At 59.4% G+C, this 18,001-nt stretch carries 15 protein-coding genes; 12 read left to right on the forward strand and 3 right to left on the reverse strand.

Features of this window, described 5'->3' with window-relative positions; translation table 11 throughout:
- Positions 1–8 precede the first annotated feature (8 nt).
- The gene (locus QM780_RS04675) at positions 9–1,292 is read right to left on the reverse strand and encodes a formylmethanofuran dehydrogenase (RefSeq protein ID WP_415069324.1); all 1,284 of its coding nucleotides are present in this window, start codon (positions 1,290–1,292) and stop codon (positions 9–11) included.
- 220 nt (positions 1,293–1,512) lie between these two features.
- On the opposite strand from QM780_RS04675, the gene QM780_RS04680 reads away from it, so the two are divergent.
- The 4 genes from QM780_RS04680 (at position 1,513) to QM780_RS04695 (ending at position 4,270) form a co-directional block, all read left to right on the forward strand.
- Positions 1,513–2,058, forward strand: coding sequence for an SRPBCC family protein (locus QM780_RS04680; protein WP_415069325.1), 546 nt, complete (start codon positions 1,513–1,515; stop codon positions 2,056–2,058).
- Between the two features lie 66 nt (positions 2,059–2,124).
- Positions 2,125–3,021: a YncE family protein gene (locus tag QM780_RS04685; protein ID WP_415071969.1), complete on the forward strand. Its 897-nt coding sequence runs from the start codon at positions 2,125–2,127 to the stop codon at positions 3,019–3,021.
- A gap of 188 nt (positions 3,022–3,209) precedes the next feature.
- The gene (locus tag QM780_RS04690; protein ID WP_415069326.1) at positions 3,210–3,899 is read left to right on the forward strand and encodes a hypothetical protein; all 690 of its coding nucleotides are present in this window, start codon (positions 3,210–3,212) and stop codon (positions 3,897–3,899) included.
- A complete protein-coding gene (locus QM780_RS04695; RefSeq protein ID WP_415069327.1) occupies positions 3,896–4,270 on the forward strand; it encodes a hypothetical protein in 375 nt (124 codons plus the stop codon). Before QM780_RS04690 ends, QM780_RS04695 begins: the two co-directional genes overlap by 4 nt.
- Before the next feature lie 58 nt (positions 4,271–4,328).
- Here the strand turns inward: QM780_RS04695 and QM780_RS04700 are convergent, their stop codons facing one another.
- Entirely contained in the window at positions 4,329–5,297 is a 969-nt protein-coding gene (locus tag QM780_RS04700) for a quinoprotein relay system zinc metallohydrolase 2 (protein ID WP_415069328.1), read from the reverse strand.
- Positions 5,298–5,744: 447 nt separating this feature from the next.
- On the opposite strand from QM780_RS04700, the gene QM780_RS04705 reads away from it, so the two are divergent.
- The 5 genes from QM780_RS04705 (at position 5,745) to QM780_RS04725 (ending at position 12,441) form a co-directional block, all read left to right on the forward strand.
- On the forward strand, positions 5,745–7,565 hold the full coding sequence (locus QM780_RS04705) for a methanol/ethanol family PQQ-dependent dehydrogenase (RefSeq protein WP_415069329.1): 1,821 nt from the start codon (positions 5,745–5,747) through the stop codon (positions 7,563–7,565).
- Between the two features lie 294 nt (positions 7,566–7,859).
- On the forward strand, positions 7,860–8,531 hold the full coding sequence (locus tag QM780_RS04710) for a c-type cytochrome, methanol metabolism-related (protein ID WP_415069330.1): 672 nt from the start codon (positions 7,860–7,862) through the stop codon (positions 8,529–8,531).
- 173 nt (positions 8,532–8,704) lie between these two features.
- The gene (locus tag QM780_RS04715) at positions 8,705–9,646 is read left to right on the forward strand and encodes a substrate-binding domain-containing protein (RefSeq protein ID WP_415069331.1); all 942 of its coding nucleotides are present in this window, start codon (positions 8,705–8,707) and stop codon (positions 9,644–9,646) included.
- Positions 9,647–9,731: 85 nt separating this feature from the next.
- Positions 9,732–10,337, forward strand: coding sequence for a PQQ-dependent catabolism-associated CXXCW motif protein (locus tag QM780_RS04720; RefSeq protein ID WP_415069332.1), 606 nt, complete (start codon positions 9,732–9,734; stop codon positions 10,335–10,337).
- Between the two features lie 241 nt (positions 10,338–10,578).
- Positions 10,579–12,441, forward strand: coding sequence for a monovalent cation:proton antiporter-2 (CPA2) family protein (locus QM780_RS04725; protein WP_415069333.1), 1,863 nt, complete (start codon positions 10,579–10,581; stop codon positions 12,439–12,441).
- Position 12,442: 1 nt separating this feature from the next.
- Here the strand turns inward: QM780_RS04725 and QM780_RS04730 are convergent, their stop codons facing one another.
- The gene (locus QM780_RS04730) at positions 12,443–13,603 is read right to left on the reverse strand and encodes a mannosyltransferase family protein (RefSeq protein WP_415069334.1); all 1,161 of its coding nucleotides are present in this window, start codon (positions 13,601–13,603) and stop codon (positions 12,443–12,445) included.
- 294 nt (positions 13,604–13,897) lie between these two features.
- On the opposite strand from QM780_RS04730, the gene tkt reads away from it, so the two are divergent.
- The 3 genes from tkt to QM780_RS04745 are packed head-to-tail and all read left to right on the forward strand — an operon-like array spanning position 13,898 to position 17,993.
- Positions 13,898–15,907: a transketolase gene (tkt, locus tag QM780_RS04735; RefSeq protein WP_415069335.1), complete on the forward strand. Its 2,010-nt coding sequence runs from the start codon at positions 13,898–13,900 to the stop codon at positions 15,905–15,907.
- Between the two features lie 44 nt (positions 15,908–15,951).
- Complete coding sequence (locus QM780_RS04740) at positions 15,952–17,163, forward strand: phosphoglycerate kinase (RefSeq protein WP_415069336.1); 1,212 nt, start codon at positions 15,952–15,954, stop codon at positions 17,161–17,163.
- A gap of 32 nt (positions 17,164–17,195) precedes the next feature.
- Positions 17,196–17,993, forward strand: a complete 798-nt coding sequence (locus QM780_RS04745) for a cytochrome c biogenesis CcdA family protein (RefSeq protein WP_415069337.1) — start codon at positions 17,196–17,198, stop codon at positions 17,991–17,993.
- The last annotated feature ends 8 nt before the right edge of the window (positions 17,994–18,001 follow it).

Below are 18,001 nucleotides of genomic sequence, written 5' to 3' on the forward strand. Positions count from 1 at the left end.
AATTTGGCCTAGAGGGCAGCTTCGATTTTTTCGAGCACGTCGGCGGCGCTGGGTAGCGACGACGGGCGAAGTTTTTTCAACGGCAGCGAGACGACGTTGTCGACGCGGACCATGGTGCCTGCATGATCGATGCCGGGTGTGCCGACGGGAATGTAGACCTTCGGGGGGCGCGAGGGTTTGATACCCGGCGCGGCGATGAAGATCGTCGGCGCATCGGTATCAGGCTCCTTGATGTCGGGAGAGAACGAGGAAAGCCAAAGCAAGAGATCGCTTTCCTTTGCCGCCAGCAAACGGTTGGCCGCATAGCGCTCTGGATCATAGTCGGGCTTGCCGGACGCGAACGAGACACGAAGCGGGAAGCCGGATTGCCAGCTGCAGACTGCGCCGGCCGATGTCGCGCCGTCGTTGCCGCCGAGTGAGAGGCCGGCGAAGCGCGAGGTCAGGTTGATCTCTTTGACGAACTCGGAGATCGCCTGGACGGTCAGGTCGGCGTTGGCGAACGACAGGCTCGGCGGCGCCCAGACGATGACGCCATAGCTTGCGGCTTTGCAGCGGGCCAGGAGATCTTCGACAGCCGCGCGTGGCAGGCCGCCGATGGTGTCGCCGGAAATGGTCGCGCCCTTGTTGAGCGCGCGCATTGCGTCGAGGATTTCGCCGATGCGGTCAACGTTGACAGGGAGCGTGAGGACTTCGCCGATGCGTTTGCCCACGACGGCGGAGCGATCGAGCTTATCGCCGAGAAACACGATCGTTCGCTTCGGCGGATTATCCGAGAACATCGAGGCTTCATTGCAAACGACGCGTTCGAAAAAGCGCGGATGCAACTTGTGGATGTCGGTGCCGGCGACAATGAAAAGATCGGCGCGGTTGCGCGCTTCTGTGAGCGTCGTCAAAACCCAGCCTGTGCTTTGGAGCACCCGGAAGTTGCGATACTGGCCTTCGCTCAGAGCATGATCGACGATGCCGCCGCCTTTTTCGGCCAGCGCGAGCACGGCGCGAATGCCATCGACGTCGGTGCCGAGACCACCAAAGACCGGGAGGCGGCTGTTCTTGATCAACCGGGCCGCAGCGGCGACGGCGTCATCGAGGGAAACATCCTTGCCGTCGACTTGGGGCTTCGGCTCGCTGAGGGGGCGCTCGAAACCTGCAACGGACTTTGCGCAACCGTTCTTGAGAACTTTCAGTCCGTCACCGGAAGGGCCGATTTCGAGATCATCGCATAAGATGCCGCAAAACGGGCAGGTAACGTTCTCATAGTGGTTGGTGCCGTTCCTCGACTTTTGGGATTCCAAATCCGGCTCCTCATGGATCCTTGGCCTCGCGACCGCGGGATTCGACCAAAGTATGCGCGCAGGTAAAACAACGTTACACGGGCGGTCAAGCTCGGCGAATGGTCAGTTCAAATGCGACACATTTTGCCGTCTTTTCGTGGAGAATGAACCTGCCTAATGTCCCCCCGCTCGCCGCAAGGCGCCGGGTCCGCCCGTGCGTTAGAAATCTCCGGAGGAAATTATGTTGAAACGCTTGGTGATCGCCGCGACGGTCGTCGGCCTCGTGCCGCTGTCGTTGTGCAGTGCGGCTTGGGCTCATGGACCCAGCCGCCAGAAAGTGTCCGAAACGATCGAGATTAACGCGCCGGTCGATAAAGTCTGGAAGGTCGTCGGCAATTTCCAGGATGCGAGCTGGATCCCGGTGGTGGCTAAGACCGAGGGCAAGGGCGGAAACGACATCAACGCCACGCGGACACTCACGCTCAAGAACGGCGGCGTGATCGAAGAGCAGCTCGATAAGTACGAGCCCGACGATCACATGTATGCCTACGAGATCACCAAAGTCGATGTGAAGGTGTTTCCGGTCAACGATTATTCATCGCACATCACCGTCGAAGCCAGTGGCGACAACAAATCGACGGTCACCTGGTGGGGCGGGTTTTATCGCGGCTACATGCTGAACGATCCGCCGCCGGATCTGACGGATGAAGTGGCCTTGAAGGCGGTCACCGGTCTCTACAAGGCCAGTCTCGAGAACCTGAAAAAGAAGATCGAAGGCGGGAACTGAGTGCGCGGAAACCCGCGACAGCAGCGCATTCTGAATCTCGGGTTCGGCCTTCTCACGCTCTGTGCGATGGCCGTTCCCGCGATTGCCCACGAAGCGCTGCTGACGGACCAGCCGTCGGACACTCTTTCGTTCGTCGATCTCGATACGATGAAGGAAAGCGGTCGGATCGCGGTCACCGGCAAGCCAGCCGGGATCGCGCTTTCGCGCGATAAGGCGACTGCTTACGTGACATCGCCCGACAGCGCGGAATTGACCGAGGTTGATGCGGTCGCGCGAAAGATCAAGCGGCGGCTGACGCTCGGCGGTGGACCGCTCGGAATAGCTGCGCATCCGAGCCGGCCGGAAGTCTACGTTGCCGACTGGTACACGCATAAGATCCGGATCGTGGATACGAATAAATTCGCGGTCATCGGCGAGATCAAGGTCGGTGACTCGCCTTCCGGTTTGGCGGTTACGCCGGACGGCAAACTTCTGCTTTCAGCGGATCGCGACAGCGATAGCGTTTCGGTCGTCGATGTCGAGAGCCGAAAGGTGCTCGCGACCATTCCCGTCGGCAAGCGGCCGTTCGGCATAACGATCGATGCGCGCGGCGAGCGCGCCTATACGGCCAATGTGAAAAGCGACGATGCGACCATCATCGACATCGCGGCGCGCAAAGTGGTCGGGAGCGTCAAGACCGGGCGGCGGCCGTATGCCGTGGCGCTTGCGCAGGGCAGGGGCTTCGTCACAGACCAATACGGGGGGACGGTGACCGTGTTCGATCTGGCGACGCTCGCGGTCATCAAGCGGATCAATAGCTGTGATCACGCCGAGGGGATCGAGGCTGATGATGGCGAGCAGAATGTCTACGTCGCCTGCTGGGGAGAGGACATTCTGTTGCGCATCGATGCCCAAAAACTGGCGGTCACGGGCAAGGCGCCGGTGGCGGACGGCCCGCGCGCGTTTGGTAAGTTTCTTCGTTAAATTTTGAATGGTTACCGGGTTGTAAGTTGAGAGTTGCCGGTCTTCCGGCGACTTTCGGGAGAACTTGCCAACCGGCGGGCGTCTCAGCGGTGATTGCCAGAATTTCCGTCGATCTCTGGCCAATTCTTCCTCGTCTCGCTAAAAGCCGGGAAAAAACTTACCCAAGCGGTCTAGGAGGATTGCTATTTATGCCTACGTTTTCTTTCCGTGTGGCCGGTCTTTCGGTTGTTGCGGCTACGTGCATCAGCGGTGCCAGCATGGCGACGGAGGCCCCCAAGCCGACCGACATTCTGTTCGAACGACCGCATATCGCCTCGGTCGCGCCGGGCACGAACCTCGTCTACAAATTCGAGCGTAAGCCGTCCAACCCGAAGCTGATCGGCGACGGTTTTACCGACGATATTACCGTGACTGTCGAGAGCGACGGGGCGCCCGGAAAGAAGAACGTCCGGGTTCAGGTGTTCACAGGTGATCGCGCACGCGACCCGCAGGAAATCACCGACATGGACGGCAATCCAATGCTGATTGTCTTCCTCGACAACGCCGTTTCTCATTACCGGCTGCTCGCCGGGGGAGACAGCATGTATCTCAAGGGAATGTTCAAAAAGAGCTTGGCGGAGGACTCGCAAATCGCTCCGGTCAAGATCGACTACAAAGGTCAGCAGGTCGACGGCTACCGCGTGAGCCTCAAGCCCTACATCAACGATCCGGCCAAAGGCAAAATGAACGGTTTTGAAGGTTCGGTCTTCACGATTGCGCTGTCGGACAAGATCCCGGGATATTTCGCCAAGATGGTTTCGGACTACACGAACACCGACAAGAATGCGCCGACGCTCGAAGAAACGACCACACTTGAAGGCGTGGGAGACGTCAAATGAGCAATCGATTTTCCGCGGGCGTGGCTTCTCTCTTCATCGCCGCTGCGGCCGTTGCCATTCCTGGGTTAACGGCCAACGCATGGGCGCAGGAGTTGCCCGGAAATGATTATCCGACCGTCGCACGCGCGGACTACGTCTACGCGTGCATGGCGGTCAACGGGCAGACGCGCGCCATTCTCGAGAAATGCTCTTGCTCGATCGACCAGATCGCGAACATTTTGCCCTACGATCAGTATGAAGAGGCCGAGACGCTGATTTCTGTCGGACTTCGTGGTGGTGAGAACGTCGCCTGGACTCACGCTCCGGAGTTCCAGGAAAAGGTCAAAAACCTGCGACGCGCGCAGGTCGAGGGCGAGTTGAGGTGCTTCTGATGTTCGTGTCCGGCTCCTCCCCGATGGAGGAGCCCGCAGCCGGACACGGCATCTTGTTTCATTCCCATTCAAGCTCGGTATAGGCGGCGGTGACGTTGCGGGGATGGTGCTCATCGAAGAGCGCCCACTTGCCGCGTTCCGACTGGCCGGCGGTCGCGACCGCTTCTTCGAGCGTTTTTCCGTCCTTGATCATTTGGCGCACGTCCGTGGCGAGCACGGTCAGATAGCGCTCTACAGGGTCGATGGCGTCGGGCCACGACATGGACTTTGGTCCGTGCCCCGGCACGGCGCGGGCGGCCTTTTCGAGCTTGAGCTCGGGGATGAGTTTCAGCCAACCGACGATAGAGCCGTCGAGAGTTGGGATGTGACCTGAAAACAGGAGATCGCCCGCAAAGAACGTTTCGGTCGGGTGGTCGTAAATTGTCAGATCATTATCGGTGTGTGCGGTCGGCCGCGATTTGAGGGTCAGGACGCGATTGCCGAGATCGAGGTCGCGGCTGCCTTGGACCAGCAGCGTCGGCGGGATGATCTCAGTGCCCCGGAAGGCTTCCTCCCCCAAGCGTCGTCGCGCATTTGCCAGATAGCTCTCCTTGCGCGCGGCAAGGGCGGCGGGAAGTTTGTAGTGGCCGATGAATGTAACGTCGGGCGCCTTGAAGGCTGCGTTTCCCATGACGTGATCGGGGTGCATGTGGGTGTTGATGACATAACGGACGGGCTTGTCCGTGATCTTGCGGATCGCGGTGTGAAGATCGCTGCCCATCGCGAATGAGCCGCTGGTATCGATGACGGCCACCGCGTCCGATCCGATGATGCAGCATGGGTTGGAGATGTCGCCGCGATTGGCCTCGTTAACCAATTGATATTGGCCGACGTGAACGAAGATTCCCGGGGCAATTTCCAGGACCCCAATGCGCTCCGCTTCGGCCCGCGAGATCCGAGGGAGAAGAGGCAGGAGCGCGGTAATTGCTGCTCCCCGGAGAAAGTCTTTGCGGGAAGGTTTTCCAAAATAAGGGGGAATTTCAGTCATGCGTTTTGTGTCGGCCCATTTCGTAGTCACTATGCACCTTACATGGCGCTCGGTGCCGGCGCCGTTTTCACGAAAACGCGAGGATTCGTGATCGAGGGGGCCATTTTCCCCCTGTCAGGAACAATTAGACGTGCAATGCACCATTTTTGGTGCGGCGCAGTTTTTCCCCATGATTACAGGGTTTTTTTGGGTCAGAAGCGTTGTCCTATTTTGCCGCAGGAGAATGATCGTCGCACTTCGTGTTGCGGGCGGAAAAAAAAAGTGTCTACATGCGGCCGTTCACGAGGACTACCGGTTTCTACACGGTTTCGTGAAGAACTCCTTCTCTGGCCGGGCAAAGACGGGAGAAAATCCCGCAATTCCTGAGATTAGAGCCGGGAGATATCGGCAGTCCTCGCGATCGACTTGCAAGCGTGGCAAGACTTTTCTCAAAACGGAGGAAGCGCGATGCGCAAAAGTGCATTCGCATACGGCTTACTCGCAACTGCCGCGTTCTCGGCGCCCGCATGGGCGAACGATGACGTGATCAAGTTGTCGAGCGATCCGAATAACTGGGCTATTCAGTCCGGTGACTATGCTGGTACCCGCTATTCGAAGCTGGACCAGATCACGACCGACAACGTCGGCCAGCTTAAGGTGGCTTGGACGTTCTCGACGGGTGTTCTTCGTGGTCACGAAGGCGGCCCGCTCGTCATCGGCGACGTGATGTATCTTCATTCGGCGTTCCCGAACATCGTGTTCGCTCTGAACCTCGCCGACGAACAGAAGATCATCTGGAAGTACACGCCGAAGCAGGATCCTTCGGTTATTCCTGTTATGTGCTGCGACACGGTCAACCGTGGCGTGCAGTACGCTGAAGGCAAGATCTTCCTCCACCAGGCCGATACCGCTCTCGTCGCTCTCGACGCGAAGACGGGCAAGGAACTGTGGAAGGTCGTCGACGGCGATCCGAAGAAGGGCGAAACGGGCACGGGTGCCCCGCTTGTCACGAAGGATAAGGTGATCATCGGTATTTCGGGCGCCGAATTCGGTGTTCGTTGCCACGTCACCGCCTACGACATCAACAGCGGCAAGAAAGTTTGGCGCGCCTACTCGATGGGCCCGGATTCTGACATCCTCGTCGATCCGGAAAAGACCATCTCGCTCGGCAAGCCGGTCGGCAAGGACTCGTCTCTCAAGACGTGGAATGGCGACCAGTGGAAGATCGGTGGCGGTTCGACCTGGGGCTATATGGCCTTCGATCCGGACCTCAACCTGATCTACTACGGGACGGGCAACCCCTCGACCTGGAACCCCGCTCAGCGTGCGGGACCGGACGGCAAGCCGATCGACCAGAAGTGGTCGATGACCATGTTCGCTCGTGACGTCGACACCGGTATCGCCAAGTGGGCATACCAGATGACGCCGTTCGACGAGTGGGACTATGACGGCATCAACGAGCCGATCCTGGCCACGATCAAGATCAAAGGTGAAGACCGGAAGGTTGCGGTTCACTTCGACCGTAACGGCTTCGGTTACACTTGGGATCGCGTGACCGGCGAGCCTCTCGTTGCCGAGAAGTATGATCCGGTCGTCAACTGGGCGACGGGCATCGATCTCGACAAGTCGAGCCCCCACTATGGCCGTCCGATCCGTGTAGCGAAGTACTCGACGTTCAAGAACGGCGCGGACTTCAACACGAAGGGCATCTGCCCTGCGGCTCTCGGCTCGAAGGATCAGCAGCCGGCTTCGTTCTCTGAGAAGACGGGCCTGTTCTATGTTCCGACGAACCACGTTTGCATGGACTACGAGCCGTTCAAGGTCTCGTACACGGCTGGTCAGCCTTACGTCGGCGCCACGCTGTCCATGTTCCCGGGTCCGGATGAACCAAAGCGCATGGGTAACTTCATCGCTTGGGACGCTTCCGAAGGCAAGATCGTCTGGTCGAAGCCTGAGCAGTTCTCGGTCTGGTCAGGTGCTCTGACCACGGCTGGCGGCGTTGCCTTCTACGGCACGCTCGAGGGCTACTTCAAAGCAGTCGATCAGAAGGACGGCAAGGAACTGTTCAAGTTCAAGACGCCGTCGGGCATCATCGGCAACGCTATGACTTACTCGCAGGGCGGTAAGCAGTACGTTGCAGTGTTCTCGGGCGTTGGCGGATGGGCCGGTATCGGTCTGGCTGCTGGCTTGACGAACCCGACCGACGGTCTCGGCGCCGTTGGTGGTTATGCCGGCCTTTCGGAGTACACGAACCTCGGTGGCTCGCTCACCGTGTTCGCTCTCCCATAGGCGATAGCCTCGACATAAGGGAGCCGGCGTGGGGAAACCCGCGCCGGCTCTTTGCCATGAAGCTTACGCGCAATTAATGCCGTAGCCGAAAAAACACCATTCAAGTGAAAGGTGCGATCTGCTACGAGGGCGACAATTTGTAATAGTCTAACATGCAGGAATGCGACGGTAATTATCCTGCTCGCTGTTCCAGCCAACGGCAAGTGAATGGGTCCTGAAATCAATTGGACCCCCAAGAAACGCAGAACGGGCGGTGGCGACCCACACAAACCAATCCAGGAGAAGAGGAACCTCGTGAACAAGTCGATTAAGATACTTGCAGTCGCATTGATGGCGTTCGGGGCTGCAGGCGCTGCCGCTGCAAAGGAACAAACGAAAGCCGAAGATACCCGCGCCGGCGCGCCAGCGGCGAAGCTGATGCAGGTTGCGGAAGATGTCGCGCCCAATCCGGATGATCCGAACGCACCGCCGCCTGGATCGCGCAAGGCCGATGGCAGTGCTGTTTATCCAAACCCCGTCAGCGACCTCGCGAAGAAGGACGGTTATAAATTCGAGGATGGCCGTTATCGCAACAAGGACGGCGATCCGCAGCCGATCGTGACGAAGGACTATCAGGTCGACTGGGGCACCTGGAACGGTTTCCGCCGCTATCATGACGCTTGCCACGTCTGCCACGGCCCGAACGCGCTGGGCAGCACGTTCGCTCCGGCGCTCGCCGACTCGCTGAAGACGATGGATTACAACACGTTCATCGCGACCGTTTCGGGCGGCAAGCGCGAAAGCAAGGGCGGTACGGAATTCGTGATGCCGTCGTTCGGCGAAGACAAGAACATCATGTGCTACATCGACGACATCTACACCTACATCAAGGCTCGCTCGCTCGACATCCTGCCTCCGGGTCGTCCGAATGGACGCGAAGATATTTCGCCGGATGCTAAGAAGGCCGCCGACGATTGCACGGGCTGAGACCTGGAAGTTTTTCCAGACGTGCTCATATGACTGGCTTCGGGCGTCGGTGTCGTTCGAAGCAGTTAGGAAATTCGGTAAACTTGATCGGGGGCGGGTCGCAATCGCGGCGTGCCCCCACTCCGTATCAGGGGCCGTGACGTTCACGCCGCCATAACAAAAAGGTTACCTACGTGAGGAAACAAGCGCTCAAGATTTCAAGTGTTCCGGTCGCTGCCGTGGCAGTCGGAGTGCTCGCGACTGCCGCATCGATGTTGGTCGGATTTGCCGGAACGCTGCGGGCGGCCGAGGTGCCGAAAGCCGATCTTGTCAACCGCAGGGAGCTTCGCGTTTGCGCCGATCCGGCCGATCTGCCGTTCTCGAACCAGAAAGGCGAAGGGTTCGAAAACAAAATTGCAAACATCATCGGCGACGAGCTGAAAATTCCGGTCGTCTACACTTGGTTTCCGAAGGCAACCGGTTTTGTGCGCATGACGCTCAACGCAAAGCGGTGCGATCTGGTGATCGGCTGGGGTCAGGGCGACGACATGGTCCTCAACACGAATGCCATTTACCGCTCGACGTCGGCGCTGATCTATAAAAAGGGGACCGGCCTCGATGGTGTCGAGTCGCTCAGCGATCCGCGTTTGCAAGGCAAAGTGATTGGCATGCAGCAGGGTTCGGCCGGCGCGACGCTCGCGGCCAAATATGGGCTGATGGCCAATGTGCATGGGTATCCAATGATCGTGGATCGCCGCTATGAAAACCCGGCGGCGGACATGATGAATGATATTCGCAAAGGCGACATCGCGGCCGGTATTCTGTGGGGGCCGATCGCTTCGTATTGGGCCAAGCAGGGCGGTGAGCCGCTGGTCGTCGTGCCGCTCGTCAAAGACATCGGTTCGGCGCGGATTGCTTTTCGCATCACGATGGGCGTGCGCAATGGTGACGACAACTGGAAGCGCACACTCAACGATGTGATCCGCAAACGGAGAAGCGACATCGACAAGGTGCTGCTGGACTACGGTGTACCGCTTCTCGTCGACGATGATACATCGACCGAACTTGTCACCACGCCACGGCCCTCGGAGGTGACCATGGCGCCGGCATCGGCCCCGGCGGCTGCTACGCCCTAAGGGCGACCTCTGGTGAAGCCGCTCGCAATCGGACTATGTTGCCGCCGATTGGGCCGGGTTCATGTCGGCGGAGCAGTGATAACGAATGCAGTCGGAGCGGCGTTTTTTGGCGTTGGCGATGGTGATCGCGATGATATTGGCGCCGGCATTTGCATTCCAAGCGATGCCGGTAGCCGCCGCTGAAGATGTTTCGGGACCGGCACCCGCCGGGCCGCCGCCGCCAGAGCCCGAAACCTATCGCACCGATCTCTATCGCAGACCGGTGCCGTTGACACTCAAAGGCGCGACGGTACTCACGAGTGCCGACGCGATGAAGCTCTGGACCCAAAAGCGCGCGATTTTCATCGACGTCTATCCGCATCCGCCAAAGCCCCAGGGGCTGCCCGCCGGGACGATCTGGCACGAGGCGTCTCATATGACGATCGAGGATGCGGTTTGGCTTCCGAATGTCGGCTATGGGGTTCTTTCGCCTAAGTACGATGACTATTTCCAGCACAACCTCGAAAAACTGTCCAAGGGCGACAAGGCAAAGTCGCTCGTCTTTTTCTGCTTGAAAAATTGCTGGATGAGTTGGAATGCCGCAAAGCGGGCATTGAGTTACGGCTACAGCAATGTTTCTTGGTTCCGTGACGGCACTGATGGATGGCAGGAGGTCGGTGGACTTGTCGTCGATGCGCACCCGCTGCCCTGAGATTTCGCTGAACGCGAACTGCCAATGAGCTCCGTCCGCCGTTCACCGGCGCTGAGCCTTCGCGGCTACTCAATGTGTCGCAGCGCAGGCCTCCCGGCCGCTAATTTACGGACCGGCCGATAACAAGAGGGCAATTGCCACAGAGTTTTGGGTTGTCATTCCGGGGTTTGGGAGGCGTATTGGCAGACGTTGCCTGATCCGCTTCGGGCCATGTGCCGGCTCGCGAGCACGGGGGAATGACGTGACACTGAATGAACTCGCAGTCTTATTGGCAGCGCTGGCCCTGGCGGCTCCGCTCGCGCGGTGGCTCGGCATTGCGGCCGTGCTCGGCTATCTCGTCGCCGGCGTCGTTCTCGGGCCCTATGGCGTTGGACGGATGTTCTCGGAGCAGGACGCCGAACAAGTTCTGCATTTCGCGGAATTCGGCGTTGTTCTGCTACTGTTTCTGATTGGTCTTGAACTGCGTCCGAAACGTCTTTGGGCGATGCGCCAAGCGATTTTCGGTTTGGGGACGCTGCAAGTCGCGATCACGGGTGTGGTCCTTGCGTTCGTCGGTATTCTGTTTCTCGGAACGCAATGGCAGCCCTCGCTTTTCGCCGGTGCGGCGCTGGCGCTGTCGTCGACGGCGTTTGCCCTGCAGGTGATGGAAGAAAACGGTGAGCTTTCGACGCGGCACGGCCGACTCGGTTTTTCGGTTCTGCTGTTTCAAGATTTGGCGGCCATTCCGCTGATTGCACTGGCGCCGTATTTCGCGGTTTCTGCGGCAAAAGCTCAGCCCGCCATCGATTACATTGCGCTGGCCAAAGGGCTCGGCACCATCGTGGTTGTCGTGGTCGTTGGCCGCTACGTTCTCGATGGGCTCTTGCGTCTCGTGGCGCTGTCGCGCGTGAAGGAAGCGATGACGGCGGCGGCGCTGCTGACGGTCGTCGGCATCACGCTGATCATGGAGGCGGTCGGGCTTTCAGCGTCACTGGGTGCATTCATCGCCGGTGCGCTGCTGGCCGAGAGCAGCTATCGGCACGAACTCGAGGCCGATATCGCGCCGTTCGAGGGTCTGCTGCTCGGCATCTTCTTCACGGCGATCGGCATGTCGCTCAATCTCGGTCTGCTGGTCTCGGTGCCGACGTTGATCATTACGGCGACTTTGGTTCTCATCATCATCAAGTCGGGCATTCTTTATTTGCTCGGCCGCTGGCAGGGCTTGGAGCCCGGGCCAGCCCGGCGCCTAGCGTTCGCGCTGTCACAGGGCGGTGAGTTCGCATTCGTCCTGTTGTCGGTCGGACAAGCGGCGGGCGTGCTGGGGGCGGGAACGTCTCAGATCATGGCCGTCGTCGTGACACTCTCGATGGCGATGACGCCGCTGCTGCTGGGCCTCGACAAGCTGTTTTTGAAGAAGGCGAAAGTCGAAACGCGGCCGTTTGATCCTTTGCCCGAAAACGACGGTCATGTCGTGATCGCGGGCTTCGGCCGGTTCGGCCAGATCGTGGCGCGAGTTCTGCGTGCGAAGGGCATTCCTTTCACCGCCCTCGACATCAGCGTCGAGCAGGTCGATTTCGTGAAACGGTTCGGCAACAAGGCGTTTTACGGAGACGCAAGCCGCCCGGAAGTGTTGGAGGCGGCGCAAACCGACAAGGCTCGCGCGTTCGTTCTGGCGATCGACGACGTGGAGGCGTCGATGCGCGCTGCCGAGATCGTCAAGACGCATTATCCGCACGTGCCCATTTATGCGCGTGCCAGGGATCGCATGCATGCTTACCGGCTGCTCGATCTGGGTGTGGCGGCACTCCGGCGCGAAACGTTTCTTGCATCATTGGATCTGACGCGCATGCTGATGCTCGGTCTTGGGTTTTCCGAGCGCGTGGCGAGCCGAACCGTGCAGACGTTCCGAGACCATGACGAGAGGCGCCTCAACGAGGATTACAAGCTCGCGACCGATGTCGAGAAACTGTTGGAGCGGGCGCGGACGTCACAGGCCATGCTCGAAAAACTCTTTCGTGAGGATGAGGTCGAGGAGGCGAAACTCACTCAGGCCGAGAAAAGCCAGCGCGAAACGAAAGCTTCGCGCGACGCCAGCAAGGTCAAGGCCGGGAGTTTTCCGTCCTGAGCTAGCCGACCCAATACCATTGGGAAAAAAGCGCGCTCTGCTGGAACAGAAAAGCGCTGAAGACAGCGATGATCATGCACGCGATCAGCGGCCGAGTTCTGCACAGCATCGCCGCAGCGATGAAGGCCGGGAAGCACATAAGCACAAAACGGTTCATCGAATGCGTGATGCCGAGCGTCAGATACGGAAGCATCAGAGCGCCGAGCCCATAAAGGGCGATCGGAAACTGAAGCTTTCCGAATGACCAGATGACGAGCGGCAAAAAGACCAGGAACCAGCCGCCATGGTGAAGCGGGCGGAGCGACAAAGCGTCGACGAAGCGACTTACGAACGTGCCTTGGTGCCACGCGGCTTGGCTGGTTGCGAATGCCGTTGGATCTCCGAATGTCGTTCCAAGATAGATCATGTAGAGGGTAAGTCCGGACGTCGCGAGGACGACTGAAAGCACCATGGTCGCGAGGGTTCGCGGCCAGGATGGTGACCGATGGCGATAGATTTCCCACAAGATGACGGGCAAGAGAACAATGCCCACCGATCGGCTCGCGAGCGCCAGGCCGGCAAAAGCGGATGCGAGAAGAAACCTTTCGTCTCTGAGGGTAATGAGCGACAGCAACACGAAAACAAGACAAAGCGACTCTGTATAACCTGCAGAGAGGAAAAACGCGGTCGGAAAGAACAGGAAAAACGCGAGCGACCAGAGCGCAATGTCCTCGCCCACTTCGTCCTTCACCAATTTCGTCATCAGGAGAGCAGCGATCAGCAACGAAACGTTGGCGATGATGAGCAGCGCGACACCGACGTCGAGGCCTGTGGCCGACGCCAACGCGCGCCCAAGCAACGGGTAGAGAGGGTAGAAGGCTGTGGAGTTGTAGGCCGATGGATCGGAGCTGTGCTGATAACCGGTTTCCGCGATCCGGATATAAAAACCGGAATCCCATCTCAGTAATCGATGGTACCAAGCAGGCCCGGCATTCCATCGAGTGGGATCTGGGATCACGGTGAGCAATTCGCCGAATTTCACACCGGCAATGACGACGGCGCGCGATGCCGCAAAAATGGCCAGTGCTGCGATGTAGGCGGCGTAAGGCCTCGCTCTCTCGAAAATGGCGAGCCAGACGGCCGCCGCACCCGAGCGGCGCAGAAAAAAGGCATCGGTCGACATGCCGGACGCTCCCCCCAAGCTCCCGCGGGGAGAATGCGGATGTTTGGCTATTGTGGCAAGGCGCCTCGATGACATACCTAGGCCATAGCGACCTTAGCGAGAACCTCGAGAAATAGGCGTTGGGCGGCTGTCCAGCAGGGGTGGCATGCGCTCCGATCGCATAGGTCTTAGGATGTGGTCTTTTGCCGTGCACCACCCATGCGGGTGCGGTAGACGCCGCTCCAATCCCCCGGTAAATGTCCACCACTTTACGGCGCGGCATCTGCGCTCAACGAAACGGAACCAAGTGAGATAATGAGCAAAGCCCAGACCAAGGCGGAGACATTGCAGGCACCGAGCCTCCGAGAAATGGCCAATGCCATCCGCGCGCTTTCGATGGATGCAGTTCAGGCTGCCAACTCGGGACATCCGGGCATGCCGATGGGGATGGCGGACGTCGCCACGGTGCTGTTTACGGAAGCGCTGAAATTCGATGCCAGCGCTCCGCAGTGGCCGAACCGCGACCGCTTCGTGCTGTCGGCGGGCCATGGGTCGATGCTGCTCTATTCACTGCTTTACCTCACCGGCTATCCGGAAATGACGATCGAGGAGATCAAGAATTTTCGTCAGCTTGGATCGAAGACGGCCGGCCATCCCGAATATGGGCACGCGCCGGGCATCGAGACGACCACCGGTCCGCTAGGTCAGGGCATCGCCAATGCGGTCGGAATGGCGGTTTCCGAAAGACTGCTCGCTGCCCGCGTCGGTTCGGATCTGATCGATTATCATACCTACGTCATTGCGGGTGACGGTTGCCTGATGGAAGGCATCAGCCAGGAAGCGATTTCGCTTGCGGGCCACCTGAAGCTCGGAAAGCTCATCGTCTTCTGGGACGACAACTCGATTACGATCGACGGGCCGACAAGTCTTTCGGTGTCGGACAGCGAGTTGAAGCGGTTCGAGGCATCGGGCTGGAATACGGCGCGGGTCGACGGGCACGATACGGCGGCGATCTCGGCGGCGGTCAAGACCGCCAAAAGCGATTCATCGCGGCCGTGGCTCATTGCTTGCAAAACCCAGATCGGTTTCGGTTCGCCGAATAAGGCGGGTAAAGCATCGGCGCACGGCGAGCCGCTGGGGGCCGACGAGATCAAGGCAACGCGCGAAAAGCTCGGTTGGCCTTATGGCGCATTCGAAGTGCCGGAGCATATTCTTGCGGCTTGGCGCAGCGTCGGCAGCCAGCATGGCAAAATTCGCGAGGCGTGGACTAAGCTCGAAGCCAATGCCGAAGCCGAAACGAAGGCGCTGATTGCTGGGCGAGACAAGAAAGCGGCCATTTCGAAGGCGATCGTCGCAGCCAAGGCAGATTTCGCGGCCGACAGCGCCAAACGCGCGACGCGGGTGTGGTCACAGTTGACGATCGAGCGCCTGATGCCGGTACTCCCTGAGCTGATCGGCGGCTCGGCGGATCTTTCCGGCTCGAACGGTACGCGGACGAAGCATCACGTGTCGGTGACGCCCGAGAATTTCGCGGGCAACTACATTCACTATGGTGTGCGCGAACACGGCATGGCCGCGGCTATGAATGGCATCGCGCTGTCGGGATCATTCATTCCGTACGGTGGCACGTTCCTGGTCTTCGCCGATTATTGCCGGCCGTCTATCCGTCTGTCTGCATTGATGAAGCAGCGTGTCATCTACGTGCTGACGCATGACTCGATCGGTCTTGGCGAGGATGGTCCGACGCACCAGCCGGTCGAGCATCTAAGCGCGCTTCGCGCGATTCCGAACCTCAATGTCTTCCGGCCTGCCGATGGCGTCGAGACGGCGGAGTGTTGGGAGCTGGCACTTGCGGCGGAGGAGACGCCATCGATTCTTGCTCTTTCGCGGCAGGCGGTGCCGAACCTTCGTGGCAAGGGCGAAGAGAACTTGAGCGCCAAGGGTGCCTACCTTTTGGCGCCGACCGATGGTGCTCGCGACGTGACGTTGATTGCCACCGGCTCGGAAGTAGGACTTGCGGTCGAGGCCGCTGCAACTTTGTCCAAGGACGGTATCAAAGCAGCAGTCGTTTCAATGCCGTCGTTCGAGCTTTTCCGCGCGCAGCCGGAAAGCTACCAGATGGACGTTCTCGGAACCGCCCCGCGCATCGCAATCGAAGCGGGTATGCCGCAAAGCTGGTTCGAGTGGTTGCGGAAATCGGATGCCTTCATTGGGATGCACGGCTTCGGTGCCTCGGGTCCCGCTGGCAAGCTCTATGAGCATTTCGGGATCACGTCTGCCCACGTCGTCGAAGCGGCGTGCAAAGCGATCGCGAAAACTTCGTGACCGGCTGAAACGCCATCTCATCGCAAATCGTATTGGTGTTCTGGATGAACCTAGACAAGCTCAAGACGACGGATGACATCGACGTTGCTGGAAAACGCGTGATCGTGCGCGCCGATTTGAACGTTCCGATCAAAAACGGCAAAGTGACTGATGCGACTCGTCTTGAACGCGTTTTGCCGGGCGTGAAAGCGCTGGCGGATCGCGGTGCGAAAGTCATCGTAATCTCGCATTTCGGACGGCCGAAAAGCGGGCCGGAAGCAGAGCTGTCGCTGAAGCCGATTGCCGAGGCGATGCAGAAGCTTCTCGGGCGGCCGGTGGCGTTCGGCGAGGATTGCATCGGAGACGCTGCAGCTGCCACCGTCAGCGGCTTGAAGAATGGAGACGTCGCGCTTCTCGAGAACCTGCGGTTTCACAAGGGCGAAGAGAAGAACGATCCGAAGTTCGCGCAAGAGCTTGCAAAGCTCGGCGATATTTTCGTCGGTGATGCGTTTTCGTGTGCGCACCGTGCGCACGCATCGACGGAAGGCATCACAAACTATCTTCCATCATTCGCCGGTCCACTGCTGATGGAAGAGATCAATGCGTTGCGAACCGCGCTGGAAAAGCCGCAGCGACCGACTGCTGCCGTCGTTGGCGGCGCCAAGGTCTCGACCAAAATCCCGGTGCTGACCAACCTCGTCGCGAAAGTCGATAAACTCATCATCGGCGGCGGAATGGCAAATACGTTTCTTCAAGCCATGGGCGTGATGGTCGGCAAGTCGCTGGCGGAACCGGAGTTCGCCGGAACTGCGCGCGATATCATGACGGAAGCGAAAGCGAAGGGGTGCGAGATCATTCTTCCGGTCGACGTTGTGATCGCGTGCGAATTCAAGGAAGGTGCCGCGCACGAGGTCGTCACTCTCGAAAACGTACCGTTCGATGCGATGATTCTGGACGTCGGGCCGAAATCGGTCGAGCGGACCGCCAGCGTGATCGAGAATTCGAACACATTGCTCTGGAATGGGCCGCTCGGCGCGTTCGAAATTTCGCCCTTCGGCGAGGGCACGTTTGCGCTTGCCCGCGCAGCAGCCAAGCTGACCAAAGCCGGTAAACTAGTATCCGTCGCCGGTGGCGGGGACACTGTCGCTGCATTGAACGCCGCCGGAGTGACCGACGATTTCACGTACGTCTCCACGGCTGGCGGCGCGTTCCTCGAATGGCTCGAGGGAAAGGAATTGCCGGGTGTCGCAGCGCTGGCGCGTGAAAAGGTGCATTGAACCCGCGTGCGGGTCTTTAGGAAGTGGATGGCATGCTGGCTGATGCGCAGATTTATCTTGGTGTCGCTCTGGCTGGTTTGGTGAGTTTTCTGTCTCCCTGCGTGCTGCCGCTTGTGCCGCCTTATCTCGGATACATCGGCGGGACGACGCTCGATCAGTTGACGGGGGAAGAGGCGGTCGATCGCCGTGTCTGGCTGCGCGTCGTCGTGTCGGCGGTATTCTTCGTGCTGGGGTTCACGACCGTATTCGTTTGTCTCGGGGCGGGTGCCAGCACGGTCGGCCAGGTCCTGCTTTCTTATCGCGCGTCGCTCGGTACGCTCGCGGGCATTGTCATTATTCTATTCGGCCTGCATTTTCTCGGCATCCTCAAGGTCCACCTGTTTTACAGCGAAGCGCGCTACTCGACGGCCGCGACGGAAGCGAGCCTCGCCGGCGCTTACGTCATGGGGCTTGCCTTCGCGTTCGGTTGGACGCCGTGCATCGGTCCGGTGCTTGCGACGGTACTGACGCTGGCGGCCAGTGAATCGAGCCTGCTGACAGGCGTGAAGCTTCTTTTCATCTATTCGCTGGGATTGGGTATTCCCTTCATTCTCGCCGCGGTCGCGGTGCGGCCGTTTCTCGGCTTCATGCACAAATTCAAGCGGCATTTTGCGACGCTGGAAAAGGTGATGGGGTTGCTGCTGGTCGTCACCGGCCTGCTGTTCGTATTCGGCGCGCAGAACTGGTTCAGTCAATGGATGATCGAGAATTTCCCCGCTCTCGGCCGGATCGAATCCTATGTGACGCCCGCCGATCTCGGCGCGGAAATTCTGAAGCAGGGGTCGCACTGAAGGCGGGC

Source organism: Hyphomicrobium sp., from assembly GCF_047600905.1.
Lineage (GTDB): Bacteria > Pseudomonadota > Alphaproteobacteria > Rhizobiales > Hyphomicrobiaceae > Hyphomicrobium_B.